Source organism: Bacillus cereus group sp. Bce041, from assembly GCF_052646455.1.
Window position 1 is genome coordinate 243,838 of sequence record NZ_JBQXON010000005.1, and the last position, 19,592, is coordinate 263,429.

Sequence of the window (19,592 nt, forward strand, 5' to 3'; positions counted from 1 at the left end):
CTTATATATGAAAAAACAAACCAGTAATAAGAGTGTTTCAAAGAAAAGAAGTAATTTCTGGGGTTAACATACATGTGGAAGAAAAGGGATTTACCGTTTGTTAAGACAGAATAGCCTTTGTAAAAATAATAATTATGAATATGATTACGAATTTAATTCTGACTTTTTTGTCATTGTTGGAGATGATAGCTGTGTGATTAATACGAAACAGCAAGCAACTAACTTTACAATTTAAATAAAGGAGAGGATGCTTTATGAAAACATGCAGTAAAATTACATGTGCAAGTCTATCACTTTTAATAGCTGGAAGTTCCCTGTTATACATAACACCAGCCTCAATTGTAAAAGCAGAACCCACGCAAAATGTATCTAGTTCGTTACAAACAAGTAATCAAAGCGATCGTACTTCCGTTAAGAAAGCAATACGGGATTCACTCCAACTTGGATACCCTGGAATACTCGCTCAAATTTCTAAGGTTAGTAAAAATTGGAGCTATGCCGCCGGGATAGCGGATCTGAGAACCAAGAAGCCGATGAAAACAGATTTTCGCTTTCGCATTGGCAGTACGACGAAGACATTCATTGCAACAGTTCTACTTCAATTGGCTGGAGAGAACCGCTTGAATTTAGATGACTCCATCGAAAAATGGTTGCCTGGCGTCATTCAAGGAAACGGATATGATGGTAACCAGATTACGATCCGGCAGTTATTGAATCATACAAGTGGGATTGCTGAATACTTAAAGTCAAAAGACTATGATATTATGGATACAAAAAAATTGTATACGGCTGAAGAATTAGTAAAGATGGGAATTTCTCTTCCACCAGACTTTGCTCCAGGTAAGGGCTGGTCTTATTCAAACACAGGATACGTAATACTAGGTATGCTTATTGAAAAAGTAACTGGAAACAGCTATGCGGAAGAGGTTGAAAATCGGATTGTTGAACCGCTCGAATTGTCGAATACATTCCTACCTGGTAATTCAACTGTTATTCCAGGTACCAAACATGCCCGTGGATATGAAAGATATGACGGAGAAAGTGAGCTAAAAGACGTTACTTATTCTTACCCAGGTAGCTCGGATGGAGATATGATTTCTACTGCTGACGATTTAAACAAATTCTTCTCTTACTTACTCAGTGGCAAATTACTGAAGGAACAGCAACTAAAACAAATGCTTACTACAGTTCCTACAGGAATTGCTGAAATCGGCAGATATGGTCTTGGAATCTATGAAACTAAACTTCCAAACGGTGTCTCGATATGGGGACACGCAGGTTCCTCTCCAGGGTTTTCTACTTTTGCTGGAGGCACACTTGGAGGCAAGCATACATTGGCCATCAATTTGAATGGCCATAAAACTAGTTATAGTCCTTCTGATCCTTTTAAAAATATTTTACTTGCTGAATTTAGCAAGTAGGTAAAAAGGAAAAACAGATAAATCTTCCCATAGTTTTTATAGTTAGAAATATATATTTCTAACTATAAAAACTTATTCTAAAAAATTTTTGGGGATTTTGGAATTACGGGGGCAAGCCAATGTTATTAAGCTAATAAAACAAAATAGTCCCTAAAATAAAAAATACGCTATTCTTTCTGTAGAATCATAGAAAAGGATGGCGTATTTTTAAACTTGGGGTTAAAGAAAGTTCTTAAGTTGATGGACATGTGGCGGTACCCCACATCCATCAACTTAAGGGATATTTTCAAACAAAATGTGTTTTTTTTATATAATTTTTTATTATCTTTTATAGATTTTATAAAAGTAGGCATATCAAATAAACCCTGACAGGTTTCAATTTTTTACTATGCTACCTGAGGATTAGAAGTGGTATACTCATAAACAACACCCAAAATATCAAAGACTGTCTTTTTCTCGTACCGATGAGATTTTCGTCCGTTGTGCTGTAGGAGGTTAAACAGACGAAGGAGAACCTTTGATAATTCTTGGGTGTTTTTGTGTAATGCTTGGTAAAAAAGTGAAAAATAATCCTTAATTATATACATTGCTTTATATTCACTTAGTTCTTTCTGTTTTTTACGTAATAGGAGTTCTCGCATTTTAAACATAGTAGAAGAACATAATAGAATACTAATGAGTTGCCCATAAAGATGACATTCTAATCGCTCTTGTTTAATAGATTTACAACGATGAATTTGAAACCAAGATTTCCATATTTTAAATAACAGCTCAATTTGCCAACGTAATGAATATAGGTCATAGATTTTCTCTTTTGGTACCCATTCCGTAGGAATGTTTGTCATATATACCGTGATACCTTGTAAAAGCTTCGTGCGCTCTGTATATGTAATCCCTTTTTTCTTTTCACGAATAGCTCGGTCACGTAAGCGTTTCTGTTTTTGCTCCTCGGTACATCTATAAACTACAATACGAGTAGGCAGTTTGTCTTTACTCCTACATATACATCGTGTAATTCATAAACTTGGCCAGGTTTTAATTGTTTCATAATGTCTTCCAAATGAATTTGTATATATACTGGTTTCAATTGAGGAGGTTTTGTTTTAAATACGACTGTTTCGAACTCTTTTCTATATATTTTAGTCGGTAACTTAAGACGGGATAAATAATACCCCTGCTTGTCTTGAATAGACTTAAAGTCTTGTAGACGAAAATATCCTAAGTCACGGATATACAGCTCATTCTTTTGTATCATGTCTGTTCGAGTCGCACCATACGCCTGATCACTTCGTTTTCCTGGTTCAATTTTCACATCAGAAAACTCTCCACTCAACAAGTCATACTCTAGTTGAATTTTCACACCAGCTTTATGACTACATCCTCCGGCACCAGGATACATAGCTGCGAATCGATCTGGAACTTGAAAGGTTGTAGAATCAAGGATGCGAATGCGCTCAAAGTAGGAAGAAAGAGAATGAGAAATCTTAGATACGCCTCCAATCTTAGCCTGTAGAAGCGTAGTAAATACAGTACGAAAAAAGGCTACAGAAGCCGAGTTAAATCGCCGATTAAGTCCTTCCGGACTTAATAAAACTCCTGTTGAAGTTTCTAATTGACTACATAGTTGGGTAAGAGAGGTAGTAGCGACTTGTTGATTTAGCCATACACACAAAGATAAAAAATGATGCCCGTGGCACTTCCGTTTTCGTTTCATCCCGCCTGCTTCTATAGCTAATTGATTAAGTGTAGCGGAAGACATATATCGATATAACTCTTCGGCAAATAAAGACAACTCTTGCTTTTGATGCATATTCATAAAAAGCACGTCACCCTTTCTCATTAATATAAGAAAATAGTAACGCGCTTTTAATTTCAAAAATAGCCCGAATCCTTAAGTTGATGGATGTGGGGCGGGACCCCAAACAGTACGATTTTATTTCAAAGACACAACGATCTTACTACACACTTTTTATTTATCCCACACTCTCATCTGCTAGTATTACTATTTTTTATTACTAATGTTGCCGTTTCACTCGGATGGCTAAGAGGAAAATGATGGCCATATGGAACAAAATCAACCTTACCAAGATGCGATGGAGCAGAATAGGCTCTGTCATAATCCCCCCAAATAATGTGAAGATTATACTTTGTTACTTCATTGAAATCACCTTGATCGTTTTTCAGGAGTAAACTGTTAAGCTGAACCGTAGTATTTAAAATTCTAGGAGAAGTAAAACTGTTACTTATTTTTTCAATATAATGCTCAGGGATGCTCTCCGTACTTTCAAACAAACCATTACTTAATAAATAACGCTCTATCAAATTAGTAGTTGCCAATTTTAATGTCCATTTGTTCATAAATTGAGGAACATTTAGCGATTTAGCATTTTTTTTAGCAACAGGTGGCTGAAGTAAAGTGATTGAATACCTCTTATCTATGTACTCTTGTACCAATGCTTCCAGAAGAATAAACGCACCGAATGAATGTCCAATTAGATGCGCACCATTCGTAGCTTTCTCCAATAACTTTTTCACTACATTCAAATAGATATCTAGAAGATTTTTCTCTTGTTTAAAAGGAGACCGTCCCAAACCTGGAAGATCCAAGATCCATACAGGTTGACCAGTTTTTTCATGAAGCTCTTGTGCTAAAGGAAATAAATCCTCTCCATCACTCAATAAACCATGTAATAAAATAAACGGTTTACCCGTTCCTTGTAATTGGTAAAGGGTAGTGTTATCGCATAATGTTCGTTTAAATAAATGATTATGCCGGCCATTTTGATACATCATTCGATAATCCAGATCAGCTACTACGGCAGGGAAAAATTTCATTACACTCGTCTTCTTAAACCAATCTCCTCCCATAATTTTTTTCGCTGAAACATTTGAAAATTTTTGTTTTGTAATAAAATTCAGTCCATCAGAAGGAATTTTTGTTATTTTACTTCCTCCACTATTCATAATTGCTTTCATAAATGGCATTGGAACAGAGATTTTTGGTGCCCTCATATTCATACTTTCCGACATAATACTTAATAATTCAGCAATGTTTTGATCGTGCTGTTTGTCTTCAACAAGTGTATATGTTTGAATAGTCGGTTGCTCCAATCTGAAAACCTGCACAATAAACTTCGCAAGCTCATCGTTTGAAATAAGTGGTAACCTATATCCCTTACCTCCAGGAATCACTGGCATGAGCCCTCTTCGCATACTCATCACAAGCAAACCTAATCCTGCTATCTGCTCTGTACTCCCTGTTTTACTACTACCGACTACAGTTGGCGGATTAATTACAGAAAGCGGATAACCTACTGCTGATGCCTGCTGACGGATATAAAGATCTGCTAAAAATTTTGTTCTCTCATATGGATTTTTTATTTTCAAATAATTGTTTCCTTCTTGAAACACATCAATTGCAATCTTGCTATTTTTATCATCAAAAGGACTCATATAACCTACAACATGAATAAATTGTTGCAAACCCTTCAATTGATGAATACTTTTAGCTAATTCACTAATATGTTTGGCGCCATTTAAAAATACGGAAGCTGCCTCTTTACTTGTCGCTTGAATATCCATGGGGCCTCCTGCATGAATAATCACATCCGTTTTCAATACCCTCTCCTTATCTTCAGCACTTAGACCTAAATCTATTTTCGTCAAATCACCTTCAATAAAGTGCATAACTTCCTTTTTTAAGATGCCTCTTTCTTGAAAAAGACGTGTTGCTTTATTTTTCGACCTCACTAAAAGAAGAATTTTAACATCCTCTTTGGCTAATTCTTTTACTAATTGTTTTCCAATAAAGCCTGTTCCACCAGTTAAAAATACTGTTCTCATATAAAATCCCCCTTTTAGTACTGATTAGTACTAATTTGATGTAAAAAAAATGCTTCTTTTATCGAAGCAATTTTAAAAAATGATCTGCTGTTTTCGTGATTACAGTTGCATCCTTCAATGTTTCTGAAATAAATAACGCTCCTTCAAGATTTGTAATAAAAAGTGATGCAACCTCATCAATATTAATCGTATTTCTAAATTCTCCATTCTCTACCCCTTGTTTAAGTAATAGAGAAACTTTCTTTTGTAATCCTGTAAAAAAAAGACCTATTTTTTCTTTTATTTGCGTGGCCTGTGTAGGACTTTGAATATAAAGAGTAATAAATGGACAGCTTCCCTTATACTCTCTCGATTGAACTCCTTGTGATAATTGCTTTAAAAACAGTTGGATACGATCTTCAACTAAAAATTGGTTCTGAGAAAGTACGTCATCAATTGCAGATTGATACATTTCAATCCAATAATCAACGACCCCTTCTAATAATACTTCCTTATTAGAAAAGTGATAATACACATTAGACTTTGAAACTTTGCTTACACGTACTAATTCATCCATACTTGTATAAGCAAACCCTTTTTCTAAAAATAATGTTGCAGCTACTTCAATCACACGTTTTTGATTCATTAATTTTATCTTTGTCATAACTAGAACTATATAGTACTAATTTAAATATTGCAAGTATTTATGTTAATTTTTAAAAAAGTTTGATTAAAAAAGTTCCACTAACATTGATTTTGCTGCAAAAAAATCTTATTTTGAATAAAGTTGAACTGAACCCCGAAATTGTTAATTCACTATCGTCTAATAGAGATCACCATACTACCCATCAACTTAAGAAAAAGAAATGCCCCCAAAACGAAAAAATGAGCGGCTTCTCAGAATAGCTATCTGTAGAAAAAGAATTTTTTAATTTAGGGATATATGAAAGTATTAGCTTGATGGTGATGTGGCGGTACCTCATATAAAGAAATTTTAAACATCTTAATCTGCCTTTCCTTTATGTAAATATGGGAATAACGAAATTACCCCAAGGATAGCTAAACAAGCTCCAATCCATAGAGGAGATACAAAACCATATCCTTTACTGATCCCAAGACCACCTAGTGACGAACCAATAACAATACCTAGCGTAATAAAAGAACTATGAACGGTATTTATCATTATTCCATTACTAGCTGTTTTCATCACCCTCGCAACCATAGCTGGATTCAATGCTACACCAGTTAAACCAATAAAAATCGTAGAAATCACTGCAATGTATTTATTCTCTGCACTTAAAGCAAATAAAGACAACGCTATGATTAATATAATTAATCCACCCATAAGTATTTTCATTGTAAATTTATCAGCGAACTTGCCAATTATTATATTCCCAATTACCGTCGCACTACCATAGAGAGCAAGTAAATATGGAATACTTGCACTTGAAAATCCTGTAACATTTGTAAAGATAGGAGTGAAATAGCTAAATGCTGCAAACGTGCCACCAATAATGAACATACTTGTTACGTACGCTGCCCAAAGATGAATATTCTTAAATCGCAGAAGTTCATCTTTCCAATTTAATTGCTCTTTATTTGAAGAGGATGGTAACAACCGTTGAATCATAATCCCTGATACTAGCACAAGAACAGAAACAGCCCCAAAACTAATACGCCAGCCAAAATATTGCGAAATAACGGTCGTTATAGGTAAACCTAATACAGTTGCGAACATTAAACCTGCAAGTACAATTGATGCAGCTTTTCCCCTTGAATCAGAGTGAACCAATGTCGCAGAAAAGGAAATCGCAACTCCAAAAGCTGAAGCTGAAGCAATACCAGTTATAATACGTGAAATCATCATAATATCATAGTTCCAAGCAATAGCTCCGAGCGATTGACCAATTAAAAATATGAACATTAAAAACAATAATGCTTGTTTGCTGCGCATTCGTAAGAGGATTGCAGTTAAAATGGGGCCTCCTATTACCATTGCTCCTGCATAAGCTGAAATTAAATACCCAATAGATGATACAGGAACCTGGAATGCAAGAGCAAGTTCATTCATCATACCTGCAACCATAAATTCTGATGTAGTCATACAAAAGATTGCTAAAGCTAATAAATAAATAATCGATGACATAAAAACACTCCATATTCATTATTGTAATGATCGGTACAAAAATAGTGCGAAAAAAGAGCGCACTAAGCGCCACAAATAGACTCTACTGTTCCTTTGATAACTTGTTCAGACAACATCCGATTTTGCATCGATACATTAAGAACACGGAATCCGTAATAACTGCTTAAAAGCAGACTAGCTAATTCCTCAGCTGATTGCTTCTTTGAAATTTCACCTGTTTGCAATCCTTCCTCCATCACTGTTTCAATAGCTTGTTTAAGAAGTTCAACATGCTTCGAGAAAATTTCTTGTACCATTAAATCGTTTTTAGCACGTTCTATACTGGCATTAATCAATAAACATCCTTTTTGATCCATATTCTCAAAGTCTTCTTTCAATGCCCATTCAAAAAAATTACTTAATCGTTCTTTAACTGGAATTGGAGTATGTAACAATTTCCTTTGTTCCCTAATCCCAATTTCATGGTAGCGTTCTAATACTTGTTTATACAGTTCATGTTTACTACCGAAAGTATTGTATAAACTTCCTTTTCCAAGTCCTGTATCACTGCATAAATCTTGTGTAGAACACCCTTCATATCCTCTTAACCAAAATGTTTTCATTGCAACATCTACAATTGAGGAATAATCAAACTCTCGAGGTCTGCCGCGTTTATTCAATCGTATCCTCCTCTCATTTTAAAGATAACATGAATAGAATACCCTTTTTGTACCATGCGGTCAATAATTTTGTTTTATTGTACTGTAAAATAAAATTTGATTATTTTAGATTACGAATAATGAAAAATAGCCCCTTTATTCAAATTTCCTAGCGAAAAAATCACGTTTTAATAGACTTCTTTATCATCCCTACCTTTCTATAGATTACTAGTTATGAAACAAGGATCGTTTCATAACTAGTAATTTACTTGATTAGCTTGATGAGTATGGAGTAGTGCCCCTATAAGCAAAACCCTCCAGAAACATCTAAAATCTGCCCAGTTACCCAGCGGCTATCAGAAGAAGCAAGGAATGCTACTGCATCTGCAATATCTTCAACTTGCCCTATTCGCCCGAACACAGATGAATTCGTAGCAAAACTTCGTATTTCCGGATCATCTAGCAATTTTGCATTAATATCTGTCTTCGTATATCCAGGCATAATTGTATTCACTGTTATACCTCTTTCTCCGAGATGTTTAGCTAGAGGAAGTGTCATCGTATTTAATGCACCTTTACTTAAACCGTATGCAATAGACCCTGTAAAACCAAGTCTTACTTCAGCTGATGAAATGTTAATAACGCGCCCCTCTGCTCGTAGTAACGGTAATGTTTGCTGAATTAAGAAGAATGGTGCTTTAATATTTACGGCCATAATTTCATCAAAAACTTCTTCTGTCGTATTTTCAATCGTTCCTTGTGTACCTATCCCTGCATTGTTTACTAAAATATCAATCTCTGATGCACCAACTCTTATTTGTAATTCATTCTTCAATTGTTCTACTAACTTTTTGACACCATCAACTGAATTGAGATCAGCTTCAATTAAGAATGCTTTTCCTCCATTAGATTCAATCTCACTAATTGTTTCATCTGCAGCTGCCTTATTTCGGCCGTAGTGAATCGCTACTAATGCACCGTCTTTTGCCAATCTCATCGCAATCGCCCGACCAATACCGCGACTCGCCCCTGTTACTATCGCTACTTTCCCATCAAGATTCTTCATTTTTTCCATCCTTCCTAAATTTCCGTTTAATAAAAATCTATACTTATATTTTCATGTAAACCCCAATCATTTTAAATATAAATTTATAGGTAATTTAGTTCCTTTACTTATGATATTATAGTTATAAATCACAATTTACTTTAGAAAATAAATCAAGGGAGATACCCCAATGCAAAATGCAGTAAAACTGGATGAAATCGATCATAAAATTATGAACTTGTTGTATGAAAATGCGAGAATTTCCGTTTCAGAAATAGGACGAATTATATCCATGACGCAACCTGCTGTAAAAGAGCGTATTAATAAACTTGAAGATCAAGGAGTTATAGCGGCTTATCGAACGAAATTTGAGCCTGCAAAAATTAATAAAAACATTCAAGCATTCATCATGTTTAAAACGAGCCAATGCTCTGATTTTATTCAATTTTGTAATGCCGCTCCTGAAGTAACAGATTTATATCGAATTAGTGGGGAGTTTAATTATATGATGAAGGTCATGAGCGATTCGATGGATTCTCTCGCTACATTTTTAGACTCTTTAATGCAATTTGGCTTGTCATCTCCTTTAATTGTTTTAAAGAGTGAGTTTGAGGAGAAATTGTCATTCTAATAAAGGATACGTATTATCCTCCGCTAACAGTAAAAGCTTTTCCTTTATGAGAAAATCCAACAAAATTAATGATTAGTAACAAAAAAAGAACATTGATTTTCAATGTTCTTTTTTATATCTCTACTTATTATTTAGATTGCTATTCGAAAAAAGTACCTTAATCCCCTTACCCTTGATTCCTCTGCGCCTCTCTAAACTCCTCCTTCACCTTCTCTAACAACCCTTCTTCCGTAATTAATCGATACGCCGTATTTGCTAATGCTTTTGCCGATGTAATTAATGCTTTATCTCCAAGTTCTGAACGTGCTGCTTCTCTAAATTCATTCGTATGTGCAATTAAATCATCTGGTCCGATTTTAATGTACGGATGAATTGTCGGTACGACTTGACTTACGTTTCCTGCGTCGGTTGAACCGATTCCTACTCTTTCTTTACGATTTACATCTTCACCTAATAGTTCTAGTTCTTCCGCTACAATATCGTTATATGTTTTTGTTACGAGTAATTCATCGATTTCATTTTGGAATTGATGGATTTTTACTTTCGCACCTGTTGCTAACGCTGCTCCCTCAGCAATGTTTCTTACTTTTTCTGTTACTTCCGCGCATCTTTTTCGCGTTGCTGCACGGATGAAGAACCTAGCCGCGGCATAGTCAGGAATAATGTTAGGTGCTTTTCCTCCTTCTGTAATGACGCCATGAATTCTCACGTCTGACGGAAGTTGTTGGCGAAGTGCATTAATACCGTTATAGAGCTGAATAACCGCATCTAATGCGTTAATCCCTTCTTCTGGCGAAGCTGCAGCGTGAGCTGTTTTTCCGTAAAAATGAAAATCAAGTGGATCGACTGCTAGTGAAGGACTCGTTGTCGCTGTTTTTCCGCTCGGATGAATCATAAGCGCCGCATCAATGTCTTTAAATAAACCTGCCTTTACATAACTTGATTTCGCGCTACCATTTGGCCCGCCTTCTTCTGCTGGCGTACCAAACACGACAACTTCTCCGCCAATTTCTTCAAGTGTTTCTGATAATGCAATTGCTGCTGCAACGCTAATTGTGCCAATTAAATTGTGACCACACGCATGGCCAAGTCCTGGTAAAGCGTCATACTCAGCTAAAAATGCGATTGCTGGTCCTTGTTTTCCAGAGCTTTTTCGCGCGATAAATCCCGTTTCATGTCCAGCTATATTGTGCTGCAACTGAAACCCTGCACTACCTAGTAATAAACTTAACGTTCTTGATGCGTAAAACTCTTGGTTTCCAATCTCCGGATTCGCATGAATATCATGACTTGTTTCTATGTACTTTTCCTTATTTCTTTCGATACTCTCTTCAATTGTTTTTCTTTGTGACGCTACTCCTGTCGCTCCCATTTTTCTTCCTCCTTTTATTTTCACGTAAAAAAGCCTCTTTCTAAAAGATAGAAAGAGGCTTTTGTATATACAGTCAAAATGAGCTTCTTTCTTATCTTTCAAGTTACCTTGCTGGAATTGGCACAGTATTCATAACGAATCCGCTGCCGAGGTATCATAGGGCCAGTCCCTCCACCTCTCGCGATAAGAATTTTCATAAAATTATATTAAATTATTTTTTATTCTAAGTTCATTCCAAGTAAAAGTCAAGGAATTCCTATCCGAATTTACCGAATATCTAAAAATCCTTTTAATACACCAATTGTCTCAGGTGCTTGCAGTCTTGCACATACGTACGGAAATTCCGTACTACCTTCAAACATCATTTGAGATGTAAGCGGTGCGCCTGCCCAGAAGATTTCATCATCGATTACTAGGAACGGGAATGCTTTATTTTGTCTTTGTAACTTTACATTTTTCAGTGGAACTGGTCCGTCACTATACACTGTTATTTGCGCATTTGTACGCATTAACGCTTGCCATACTCGCTTATCCACTTGTTTTGTACTTGGAAGTGAAATAATAATTTTTCGTTTTGCTGCTAAAATATCTTTTAATAGCCCTTTCGTTTCCTCAAGATTCATTTCCATAAACCAGCGTAAACGTTTCGATATTTTTCGTTCCCACAATTGTCTTGATGTCGTGCGATCATACACATCTCCGTGACGTTCTATATGAGCTGTTAATTGTGATAACGCTTGTTTTCTCGAAAGGTTTTTACGCATATAATGGCAATCTGATAATTGAATGAACTTCCCTCTCGCCCTTGTCACTGCTACATTGACGAGGCGATGGTTTTTGTGATCAAAGAATAATACGCCAGGTCGTTCTTGCGGATAACTATCCACCGTATCAAAAATCATCATATCTCTTTCAGAACCTTGGAACTTATGAACTGTCGCCGCTAAAACTGGTATGTTTTGATATTTCGTTCTCTGCAACATTTCTCTAATACACGTCGATAAAAAGCGTGACTGCGCCCTGTAAGGTGTCACAATACCAATTGATTGAACACCGTCTAACAATCCGATTAACATCATTTGCATTGCTACTAAACCAGACATAATGTTAAAACGTGAACCAGAAGCAGCATCTTTTAACGAAAAAGCTCCCATTTGGCTCGTATCAAATAAAACACTCGCTTCATTTGCAAACGGCTGCAATTGCGCAAGTTCTTTACGCTCTGAAACAGACGGATGATCGTATACTCTATTTTTATAAATAAACGAATTCGTAAACTTCGATATATCCGCATGCATACGTCTTTGTTCCTGCAACATAAATAGGTTTGGGTGTGCTTCTGATTTATTAACAGACTCAACAATCCCAGCATGGTAAAACATATCTTCCCCAAGCCATTTGCGAACCAGTTCATGATTTGCCATAGCAATTGGAGGTAACTGTAAAAAGTCACCGCAAACGACGATACGTTTTCCAAGTGAAGCAGCTAATGCAATTTGCGGAACGAACGCCATACTCACCTCATCTACGACAACTAAATCAAATGTACGCTCATAAATTAGCGCATCAATGGCACATTTCGATAAAGTTACGCCGATTACTTTCGCATTTTCAATATATTCTTTTTCTACTTCTTTAATTTTAGCCCTTTGCTTTCGAAGATCACTTTCAATCTCCTGCATACGCTTCTTATCAGAGGACGTTGCCTTATACGATAAGATTTTTTCACGAAGCTCTTGGCGTGTTTCTTCCAAGTAGAGTCTTTCCTCACCCCATGATCCGTTCGTCGTTTCAACTAACTTAGATGCAAGTAACGTTTCATGATTTCGTATATGTTCATGTTGACTATAACCGTAACGAACAATTTCGCCAGGCGTCCATTTCTTTTTCTTCTCAATTTGCTTCGTTACTTCACTCATTAATACGTCTACTGCCGCATTACTATGAGCTAACACAAGTACCGATTTTCCTTTTTGATAATGAGCCGAAATAATACGTGATAAATTGTAAGACTTCCCTGTTCCCGGCGGTCCCCATACGTACGTTGTCGGATTATAAAACGCGCGATATGCCAGTTCATTTTTTGGATTTTTCATCTTCTCAATATGTTTCGGGCTGCTCGTCCCATCAACAAGACGCTTTATACGATTACGTTTCAGCTTATCTTTACGTGCTTCTTTCAATCGCTCTTGCAGTTGCTCTAAAAGTTGCCACGGTTCACTGTATAAAACCGCTTCTCTTATTTCACCTTGTATATAATCATTTAATTTCAGTTCTATTTCTAATCCATGTACAGATAATACTTCTCCTGTCGCTTCCTCACCATCGAACTCAATTCGAATCGGTGAACCTTCAGGTAAGCTTACTTCCGAAATAAGCTGAAATACGTACACTGTACTTTCATAATCTGTATATAAAAAACGACCATTCATGATAGAAATTTTACTACCACCTATCGTTTTCCAATGTTTAATTTCATATGCTAATGCATAATGCCACTCTTTCATCGTTTCCGATAATGAAGGAGTTTGAGTAGTTGTATTCATCGTATAATCTCCTTCCTTCTCCCCAAACATACTTTCTCACTATACCATATAACACGCTAAAATTTGTAAGGTTTTTATCTTGCTTATTTTCTTAATTTTCAATAATATATTGTATATAATTTTCAGAAAGAAGGAATCTACATGCCAGTTAGAAGAATAGAACACGTTGGACTTATGGTTGCAAACTTAGAAGCATCTATCTCATTTTATGAAGAAGTAGTCGGCTTACAGCTCCTTAAACGTATGGGGCACCCGAACCCAGACTTAAAACTCGCTTTTTTAGGTGTGGAAGAATCGAAGGAAACGATACTCGAACTCATTGAAGGTTATAACTCTTCTCTTCCGGCAGAAGGAAAAGTACATCACATTTGCTTTAAGGTAGATTCATTAGAGGATGAAATTGAAAGAATACAAAAACACGGCGTAACCTTTTTACTAGGAGAAGAAATCGAAACATTACCAGATGGAACACGTTACATATTCTTCGCTGGCCCTGATGGAGAGTGGATTGAGTTTTTTGAGACGGAGAGATAAAGTGAAACTTTAGTCAGCCCACAATAAACGGGATAATAACTTTATGATTCACATAAGGAGTAGAAACTGATGAATACAGTTTTTATTATCGTTTTTTGGGTACTTATACTATTTCCACTTCTTAATATCATTCTGATAAAGAAGTGGAATATAAGTCCCATTGATCTCATGGGGGTATTTGGCAATTTAAAAATGCTGTTTACTTATAGCACTTTTACGAATGCAAAAATAGCCAAAATACGCAAGCAGTTTCGCATAAAAACTTGCATATTTTAGGCTGTTTAATTGTACTCCTTATTTTGTTAAAGTTACCCGTCAGTTCAATTCCAAAGATCTCAGCTGACGATTAACTCAAGTACCGATTTCGGATGACCCTCATGTGATGAAGTTCGTGTTCTGTATCCGCTACACTATCTGTAGCAACAGTTGCTATCTCATTTTCTTCAACACTTGACAAGGTAACACCTTCTTTTCAAATTCAAAGAAAAGTTTTTATTTTTCAGCATAAAGCATTATAACTCAACTGTTTTCATACAAAATTTTATGTAAAAAAAGAAAAGCGAGGCTCCCTCATATCCCCGCTACATCAATGATGTATAAAATCCTATATAAGAGATACATAGACCAAAAAACAAGATCCCCTGTACATACAAGGATTCTATGAAATTATTTGCTATCGATAATGGGACGTTATGTTAACTATATACGAATATCATATTCATCCAAAATTGCCCTTATTGATGGTACAATTAAAGTCTTGGAGGGGGATTATGGGAATTATTTTATATTTTGCATTTTATTTTGGAGTACTGTTTCTTATAATTGGTACTGCATTAGTTTTATTTATTATGGCTGCATTACCAAAAATCTGGAGTAAAAATCTATCATTCGTAATGATCGGTTTAGGGATAAATATACTTACTATTCCGTTGTCTTTTTTTATAGGTGGGATGGCAACAAATTGTCCTGATAGTACTAGGTTAGATTTTTGGAAAGGATTTTTCTTTATTCAAAAAATACCGCTCTTTTTACTGAGTTTTTTATTATTTTTAACTGTGGTGTTGTGGTTTATTCGTAAGAACAAGAAAAAAGTAAACATATAGAATTTCAAAACGACTTCCAATAACAAGAATTATGTAAATAAGCTGTCCATGTGGACAGCTTATTGTTTTTTTTTGCTTAGCGTGCAAAATTCGAGTCTTGTTGGCGGTACCCCATCGCTATCAAGCTAAGTTCATACAACATCAAAGTCATTACAGCTCCATGAGTGCCTAATACTACTTTCCTTTTAAACATATAATTACATTTCTATTATTTATTTTACCACTTGTACAGATGCTGGTTTCCACCCTTGATTCTCTACCCAATCAATATTAACCTTATATTTTTTATTACTTTGTTTATCTCGTACATTACCGTAGGCTTTATTATTACCATTATTTCCAATAAAATCGAAAATCAATTGGCTCTCTGGAACATCAACAGCATAAGAGATTGCTTTTTTCATCTCACTCCAATCTACTGTTCCTTCTTTAAATTTCATATCAGGTTTTGCTCCTTGCTCTGTACCAATTGGCTTCCATGAAGGATTAGTTTGAGGATCCTTTTCTTGAGATACCGTTTTTTCTTCCTCTTTATTTTCAGTTTCGTTCGTTTTTACCGATTTTTCTACTTTTTGTTTCCCTTCTAACTGTGCTGCTTCTTTATCTTCGCTTTTCTTTTCTTCTATCTTTGCTATTTCTTTATCTTCAGTTTTCTTCTCTTCTAACTTTGTTGCTTCTTTATCTTCAGTTTTCTTCTCTTCTATCTTTGCTGCTTCTTTATCTTCAGTTTTCTTCTCTTCTATCTTTGTTGCTTCTTTATCTTCAGTTTTCTTCTCTTCTATCTTTGCTGTTTCTTTATCTTCAGTTTTCTTCTCTTCTATCTTTGTTACTTTCTTTTCTTGAGCAATTGCTTTCGTTGATGTATTAGAAGGGGTAAACAATTGGTATGTCACTATACCAACTGTCACTAATACCAAAGTAAATGCAATATTAAAAATTGCCTTTTGACGACGATTCTGTTGTTTTTCTTGAAATCTGCTTACTTGTCCCATTCTTCAAACCTCCGTGTTTACTTTCTTCTCTACTCTTTATGTATTATCCCTAAAATTCTTAATATTTTTATTAAACAATAGAAATAAACTACACTTTCCATACAGGATTTCATATCATAATAAAATTTGTGTTTTTTCAAGTATCTGACATATGTTATTCAAAATAGTTTAATACATTAAAAATTGATAAGCTTCTGCACTTAAGAAACCTTCAATTTTATTCAAAGGTGATTCCAATTACGTCCACATTAGATCTCCTGTAGAAAGCTTTTTAACAATTAAACCTCTTCTTCCCTTATTAATAATTTTAAAATTAAATTTCCCTCTATAGTATAATAAAGATGTTTCGTTTTCTAATGGGGTATGTCGTAAAATCAAAAGAGATTTTATCTCTTTTACCTTCTTTTCAGAGTAAAGTTCACCACTAGGAAATTCTATTATTCCTAATGTAATCTTTAATTCGCTCTCATCAAAAGCCCAATCTTTATTAAGTTCTCTTATCTTTTGTATAAAGCTTCTTTTAGTTTGTCCTATATAGAGCAATGTTACATTCTTAGCATATACTCTAGAGATTGCAAATATCCCCTTCTTAGAAGCTTCTTCCCTATTATAAAAGTCATTTATACTATACATGCCATACCACTTAATATGTACTGTTTCTATGAATCTCACCTCGTTTTTAGACAATATTATAATTTCTGAATGTTCAAATTATTATGGATACATATGCTTGATTACTTGAATTATAAATTGTGCTTTTCAATAATACATTTTATTATTACTAATTTCAATAATGAAGAAAAAATACAATATTATAGTTTAATTACAAAGCTGTATAAAAACAAAGTGATGTCGTGCCACATATTTTCTTTTTTTACAATTTCAAACTATCGTGAACAAAATTTTTAAATTTATGGAATAAAAATATAATGTGTATGTACATACATTTCTATTAATTGAAGAAAAAGAGTAGAAATTTAATCTCTCTACCCTGTTAAAATTATTCAACTCCCAAAAAACTGTACATCTTCTAGAGATACTAATTTTCTAGTTTTGATGTTTTTATAGTGCTTGAGCGTGATATTATTCAAGTTTTTTCATTGATAATGCATAAATACAAACAAAACCAGTAATACATCTTTTCTGTGCCGTACTGGTTTTGTTTAGATCATCTTAAATTGTAGCTAGTTCACCGAGATTGCAAATTCCGATTTCGGTGCCCCAGCGAATACGATTGTTCCGTTCTTCGGCAGTTTCGCCTTGTTATTGCCACTCACGATGCTAAAGTTGACGCAAACTCCCTTCTCATCATACACCGCAAACGAACCCTTTGGTGGCAACGTCACGGTCATTCTTTTCTCTGTTGCCGCTTGTGGAATTGTAAACCATTTCGCATGCCCATTTGCTCCCAGCGTAACTTTGGATGATTGGCCTATATCAATTGGTTTTACATTTGATTCACTTACGTATAACAATCCAGCCATCTCCATATATTCATTGCCGCCTTCTGTATAGAAATGCGTTTCCGTCGTATCACGACCATTCATCACGGGTACTTGGATCTGATGCACCGCGGTGTTCGGACCTGTAATTTTTCTGCCATCCCAATAGCCTGCTGGGCCTTCCTTGCGAGTAATTTGAGTACTAAAATGTTTCGACTGAACAAGATATTGAATAGAACTAAATTTCTCGTTTACACGATAAAACTTGACACCTTCCCTCTTTGCCCATGCAGCAGCGGTTTTCTTCGAAAGCACGTTATCTTCTAGTTTCTCAGCTAAATAGTGGGTCATCATACTTTGCCCTAAACCTGGATGAGATTTATATGCGCTCTCCTTCAAATAAGTTCTTCCATTCTTCTCGGTTACGAAGTTGAGCTTGGAAGTACCCCCCTCATTAATAAAGCTTCCATCAGCAGTATATACATATTTTTCTTCTGGATTAGATGGTAAGAATAGTTCACCGTTCTTAGTAATTTCAATCTTGAAATGAGTTTCGCTATTACCATAAAATCCAGCTTTCTTTGCTACGCCTTGAGGCATTTTGACTTTGACCGGCTTACCAAAGGATTTGTTCGGCTTGATTTCCTTAATAGTACCTTTTTCTTTAAGCGTAGCGAGCAGCAATTCAGTTGCCATTAGCTGATTTGTAGAGCTCCGTCCACCAGATGTCAATACAGCCGCTGCTATTTTCTGTTCCGGAAGCACGACTAATATAGCATGTTGCAATGCCGTATCGCCGCCCTTAGCCAAAGCTTTGATCCCATATTCGCTGAATGGGTATAGTTTCACACTATCCCAGCCAAGACCATAGTTAAAAATATTCTCGCCAGCCCCCGGCCACATTCCTTTTTTATATTCCTCTTGCTCCATTGCCTTAACTACCTTATCAGAGAGGATTCCTTTTCCCTGTCCCATAAATAGTTGTGAGAATCGCACCATATCTTCTGCCGTGGAAGATATACCTCCCGTACCAATAACATTCACCGATTCAATTGGAAGTTGCCCTTGGTACGCCGGGTAATATAGTCCAGCCCGATTTTCATCCCTCCATTTGTCCTGCGGCGTTTTCGTATGATTCATCTTTAAAGGCTCTGTAAAGTTTTGATGTAGAAATTCAGTAAAGCTCATACCACTAACTCTTTCCACCAAAATTTCGGCCAGCGTAAAACCATCGTTACAGTATACCGAGAAAGCACCAGGATCCGCCTTCAAGTTTTGATTTGACAATTGCTGTAACAAGGTATCATGGGCATAGGTATCATTATCGTTAAATAAAAATGCATTACCTAACGTAGAACCTTGCAATCCAGAGGAGTGATTCAATAACATACGCGGTGTAATACGTTTGTATCGACCGTCTTTCATCTTAAAATCAGGAACATAGCGGACAACAGGAGCATCCAAATCGACTTTTCCTTCATCGACCAATTTCATTACAGCCGCTGTTGCATACATTTTACTAACTGAACCAATCCCGTATAAAGTATCTTTGGTTAGCGGCTTTTCCCCTTCCATATCGTTCTTGCCAGCCTGACCCGACAAAATAAGTTTTCCATTATCAATTAGTGCATACTGCACGCTAGCTGCCCCATGTGACTTCGTAAGTAGCTCCGCCTTCTCTGCTGCAATCTTCTTCAGTTCCTGACTAACTACTTCTTCACCAGTTACAACAGTAGTCTTACTTTCAGAAAATGCTTTCGCTCCTGTTGGTAGAATCATAGTTACCGCTAATGCAGTGGCTAACACACCAGTTAGCGTATTTTTCATCACGAAATTACCTCCTTAAATAATTGATCGTTTTCATCATTCATTTGTGTAACTATGAAACTATGATAAATTT

At 35.7% G+C, this 19,592-nt stretch carries 14 protein-coding genes, 1 pseudogene and 1 riboswitch; of the genes and pseudogenes, 4 read left to right on the forward strand and 11 right to left on the reverse strand.

Going from position 1 to position 19,592, the window contains the following annotated elements:
- Nucleotides 1–254: 254 nt before the first annotated feature.
- Nucleotides 255–1,421, forward strand: a complete 1,167-nt coding sequence (locus tag ACUN13_RS18060) for a serine hydrolase domain-containing protein (protein ID WP_257115506.1) — start codon at nucleotides 255–257, stop codon at nucleotides 1,419–1,421.
- A 386-nt stretch (nucleotides 1,422–1,807) separates the two neighbouring features.
- Here ACUN13_RS18060 and ACUN13_RS18065 read toward each other — a convergent pair.
- The 6 genes and pseudogenes from ACUN13_RS18065 to ACUN13_RS18090 form a co-directional block, all read right to left on the reverse strand.
- Nucleotides 1,808–3,237, reverse strand: a pseudogene (locus tag ACUN13_RS18065) (IS4 family transposase).
- Nucleotides 3,238–3,407: 170 nt separating this feature from the next.
- Nucleotides 3,408–5,264: an alpha/beta fold hydrolase gene (locus ACUN13_RS18070; protein WP_257115507.1), complete on the reverse strand. Its 1,857-nt coding sequence runs from the start codon at nucleotides 5,262–5,264 to the stop codon at nucleotides 3,408–3,410.
- 58 nt (nucleotides 5,265–5,322) lie between these two features.
- Entirely contained in the window at nucleotides 5,323–5,889 is a 567-nt protein-coding gene (locus ACUN13_RS18075) for a TetR/AcrR family transcriptional regulator (RefSeq protein ID WP_001072324.1), read from the reverse strand.
- A gap of 357 nt (nucleotides 5,890–6,246) precedes the next feature.
- The gene (locus ACUN13_RS18080; protein WP_006918182.1) at nucleotides 6,247–7,389 is read right to left on the reverse strand and encodes an MFS transporter; all 1,143 of its coding nucleotides are present in this window, start codon (nucleotides 7,387–7,389) and stop codon (nucleotides 6,247–6,249) included.
- Nucleotides 7,390–7,451: 62 nt separating this feature from the next.
- Entirely contained in the window at nucleotides 7,452–8,048 is a 597-nt protein-coding gene (locus tag ACUN13_RS18085) for a TetR/AcrR family transcriptional regulator (RefSeq protein WP_001042194.1), read from the reverse strand.
- A gap of 280 nt (nucleotides 8,049–8,328) precedes the next feature.
- On the reverse strand, nucleotides 8,329–9,093 hold the full coding sequence (locus tag ACUN13_RS18090; RefSeq protein ID WP_257115508.1) for an SDR family oxidoreductase: 765 nt from the start codon (nucleotides 9,091–9,093) through the stop codon (nucleotides 8,329–8,331).
- A 169-nt stretch (nucleotides 9,094–9,262) separates the two neighbouring features.
- Here ACUN13_RS18090 and ACUN13_RS18095 point away from each other — a divergent pair, with 169 nt between their 5' ends.
- Nucleotides 9,263–9,703, forward strand: coding sequence for an Lrp/AsnC family transcriptional regulator (locus ACUN13_RS18095; RefSeq protein WP_001178562.1), 441 nt, complete (start codon nucleotides 9,263–9,265; stop codon nucleotides 9,701–9,703).
- A 166-nt stretch (nucleotides 9,704–9,869) separates the two neighbouring features.
- On the opposite strand, the gene ACUN13_RS18100 is transcribed toward ACUN13_RS18095, so the two are convergent.
- A complete protein-coding gene (locus tag ACUN13_RS18100; RefSeq protein ID WP_000501344.1) occupies nucleotides 9,870–11,075 on the reverse strand; it encodes a M20 family metallopeptidase in 1,206 nt (401 codons plus the stop codon).
- Nucleotides 11,076–11,163: 88 nt separating this feature from the next.
- A riboswitch (SAM riboswitch) is annotated at nucleotides 11,164–11,265 on the reverse strand.
- A 76-nt stretch (nucleotides 11,266–11,341) separates the two neighbouring features.
- The gene (locus ACUN13_RS18105) at nucleotides 11,342–13,651 is read right to left on the reverse strand and encodes an AAA domain-containing protein (protein ID WP_257115509.1); all 2,310 of its coding nucleotides are present in this window, start codon (nucleotides 13,649–13,651) and stop codon (nucleotides 11,342–11,344) included.
- A gap of 111 nt (nucleotides 13,652–13,762) precedes the next feature.
- Between ACUN13_RS18105 and ACUN13_RS18110 the strand changes: the two genes are divergently transcribed.
- Together ACUN13_RS18110 and ACUN13_RS18115 are read left to right on the forward strand one after the other, a co-directional pair.
- Nucleotides 13,763–14,155: a VOC family protein gene (locus tag ACUN13_RS18110; RefSeq protein WP_001145268.1), complete on the forward strand. Its 393-nt coding sequence runs from the start codon at nucleotides 13,763–13,765 to the stop codon at nucleotides 14,153–14,155.
- Between the two features lie 770 nt (nucleotides 14,156–14,925).
- Entirely contained in the window at nucleotides 14,926–15,258 is a 333-nt protein-coding gene (locus tag ACUN13_RS18115) for a hypothetical protein (protein WP_257115510.1), read from the forward strand.
- 212 nt (nucleotides 15,259–15,470) lie between these two features.
- Here ACUN13_RS18115 and ACUN13_RS18120 read toward each other — a convergent pair whose 3' ends face one another.
- The 3 genes from ACUN13_RS18120 to ACUN13_RS18130 all read right to left on the reverse strand — a co-directional run bounded on the left by ACUN13_RS18120 (nucleotide 15,471) and on the right by ACUN13_RS18130 (nucleotide 19,519).
- Complete coding sequence (locus ACUN13_RS18120) at nucleotides 15,471–16,250, reverse strand: YrrS family protein (RefSeq protein WP_257115511.1); 780 nt, start codon at nucleotides 16,248–16,250, stop codon at nucleotides 15,471–15,473.
- A 237-nt stretch (nucleotides 16,251–16,487) separates the two neighbouring features.
- Nucleotides 16,488–16,922, reverse strand: coding sequence for a sodium:proton symporter (locus ACUN13_RS18125; protein WP_257116092.1), 435 nt, complete (start codon nucleotides 16,920–16,922; stop codon nucleotides 16,488–16,490).
- Nucleotides 16,923–17,434: 512 nt separating this feature from the next.
- Nucleotides 17,435–19,519 (reverse strand): serine hydrolase domain-containing protein, encoded by a 2,085-nt coding sequence (locus tag ACUN13_RS18130; RefSeq protein ID WP_257116093.1) that lies wholly within the window; start codon nucleotides 19,517–19,519, stop codon nucleotides 17,435–17,437.
- Nucleotides 19,520–19,592: the final 73 nt, after the last annotated feature.